Genomic DNA, 2,459 nt, shown 5'->3' on the forward strand with positions numbered 1-2,459 from the left:
GATAAACCCTGAAGGGATATGGTTGGTCAGTCAAACGAAAGAATGACGGATTACAGCAGACCATAAAAGCGGATTGCGACGAAAGCAAATTAGTCAAGAAGATACCGCCACCTAATAATTCCATGGAGAAGCCTGAAATGGCCTAAGAAGGAAAATAGATGTAATTATCAAACCTGTTCCGGAAGTTGCTTAAACGAACAGTCCAGAGTCTACCAATACATAACTTCGGTATTGGATAGTTTATCAATTAACAAACCTGGAATCTTACCATTAACCAAAATGGTCACTTCCCCTAAAGAATGAAGGTAGAAATTTAGCGTAACTTGGAGAATCCTAAAACTAAGTAATTAAACTTACAAATCAGGAAATAAAAGCCCTGATAGTCAAGGATAAAGCATCTTCTTAGTAGTCGTAAGGGTAAACCTAGTTTTGGAATAAGCTAGCTAATCGTCTTACCAAGAAGAGAGATAACCACTCTCATAGGGCGAAAGAAGAAAGTAATTTATTGTTTATTCATTGAGACCACAGAAGGAATAGGTAAAACCTAGAAAAATGATTTTGAGTTCTTAAAATCGAAACTTCTCTGGACAATGAGTAAGATTCACGACCAATCTTTAAAACAACACATATTAAAACAAGAACTCAAATGGGGAATGAACAACTTAATTAATACCTATCTCGTTTTTTATCAGATTGCCACCAATAACGGGAGCAGAAACACTGGGAATTGATGGGAGAATAATAGATGATATAGACTTAAACAAGTTAAAGAAATATCACCAAAAATACGTTCACAACCAATATAACCCGAAACCGGTTAAAAGAGTTCACATTCCGAAGGGAAATGGGAAATCCCGACCACTCGGAATCCTCACCATGCAAGATAGAATCATCCAAAAGGCTTATAGAATAATACCTAACTCCCTATTTTGAAAACATTTTTTCGGAATGGAGTTTTGGATTTAGACTCAAGAAATCGGGAATAGACGCAGTAAAGCGGATAGAACAGAGATTCAAGGGCATTGACTACCTGATTAAGATTGACATTGAAGGTTTCTTTGACACCATTAACCATGATATCCTTCAAAAGATGCTCCACAAATACATTCGCAAGGAGAAAGTACTCAAAACTATCCAAGGATGGCTGAAAGCAAACATCAGGGATAAAGGGTGGCAATACCAATCAACGTCAGGTTTGCCGCAAGGAGGAATCATCTCCTCGCTACTTGCTAATCTATTTAGATTATCTGGATAAGAAATTAGGGGAACTAGTTAAAGCTGGAATACCACAGTTCAAAATGAACCCCAAATATGTTAGGGCCACGCAATTAAAGCTTTATAAAGTAAGGGACAAAATGAACAGCTGGGTAAATCTCAACCCCAATTCTCGCGTGGAATACGTAAGATATGCCGATGATTTTATTATCGGTTTTAAAGGGGAAAGGGATGAGGTAGATAAAATAGATAAACTGGTTAGTCAATGGTTAACAGATAACTTAGGTCTTAAAGTCAGCAGGGATAAATCGAAAATTGTTCCAGCCACCAAAGGATGTAAATTTCTATCTTATTTGGTTAAAATTAATCCTACCAGAAACACCACAACCAAGAAAACCACTAAGAATTCGCGGAATGGCAAGGTTTAATATATTAATGCCGCAGAAAACCGTCAAGAAATATATTAACAACTATGGTTGGAAAAAAAGGGGAAAATTAGTACATGACCAGACCCTCGTCCATCGGGAACCGTTAGAAATTATTAGGACATATAAAACAATCGTCCGAGGAATTATCCAATATTTCTGTATGGCCAGGAACTTAAGTCAACTAATGTACTTAAATTACATCGCCGAATATAGTTGTTTAAAGACACTAGTAAACAAATGGAAAACCTCCATTGCTAGAGTCCGAAGGAAGCTCAACCATCCGCCAGGATGGGGAATAAAATATAACTGAAAATCCAAAAAGACAAAAGTGGAATCATGGGATAACTTCTCCTGGGGGAGAATTAAAAGGTTGAAAAACTATAAAGGCGAAATAACCGAAATAGTTATCAATCCCAATCTCTTCAAAGGGAGAACCAGATTAACTGACAGGTTAACCGCACAGAAATGTGAAGTTTGCCAGTTAGAAAATCAATCCCTGGAAATTCACCCTGTCGGAACCGTCAGAGATGCTAATTGGCGAAGGATGATGAACTAAAAAATGATGGTACTTTGTCAGGTTTGTCCTTGTAGTAAGAAGACCAACCAACAAATGAGGGATCTTAGAATATTTGAAAAGAATAAAAGGTCAAGAATAAACATTTAACCAGTGGTGACACGAAGTTAAACCCGAAAAGGGATAAATTATGGAAAGCGGTGTGCTTGGAAACTTGCTCGCACCGTTTGGACGGGGGCTGTTGGTAATATTTGATAGAAAAACAAATCCTATCAAAGAAACGCCAATAATCTATCCGTATT

Annotated in this window: 3 protein-coding genes; all 3 read left to right on the forward strand. The window is 37.3% G+C overall.

What is annotated here, in order from left to right; translation table 11 throughout:
• Positions 1 to 937: 937 nt before the first annotated feature.
• The 3 genes from OC705_RS02440 to OC705_RS02450 are packed head-to-tail and all read left to right on the forward strand — an operon-like array spanning position 938 to position 1,953.
• The gene (locus OC705_RS02440; protein ID WP_304512697.1) at positions 938 to 1,255 is read left to right on the forward strand and encodes a reverse transcriptase domain-containing protein; all 318 of its coding nucleotides are present in this window, start codon (positions 938 to 940) and stop codon (positions 1,253 to 1,255) included.
• A 43-nt stretch (positions 1,256 to 1,298) separates the two neighbouring features.
• A complete protein-coding gene (locus OC705_RS02445) occupies positions 1,299 to 1,643 on the forward strand; it encodes a reverse transcriptase domain-containing protein (protein ID WP_304514060.1) in 345 nt (114 codons plus the stop codon).
• 7 nt (positions 1,644 to 1,650) lie between these two features.
• Entirely contained in the window at positions 1,651 to 1,953 is a 303-nt protein-coding gene (locus tag OC705_RS02450) for a group II intron reverse transcriptase/maturase (protein ID WP_304512694.1), read from the forward strand.
• Positions 1,954 to 2,459: the final 506 nt, after the last annotated feature.

It is taken from the genome of Candidatus Phytoplasma fabacearum (assembly GCF_030586805.1).
Classification (GTDB): domain Bacteria; phylum Bacillota_I; class Bacilli_A; order Acholeplasmatales; family Acholeplasmataceae; genus Phytoplasma; species Phytoplasma fabacearum.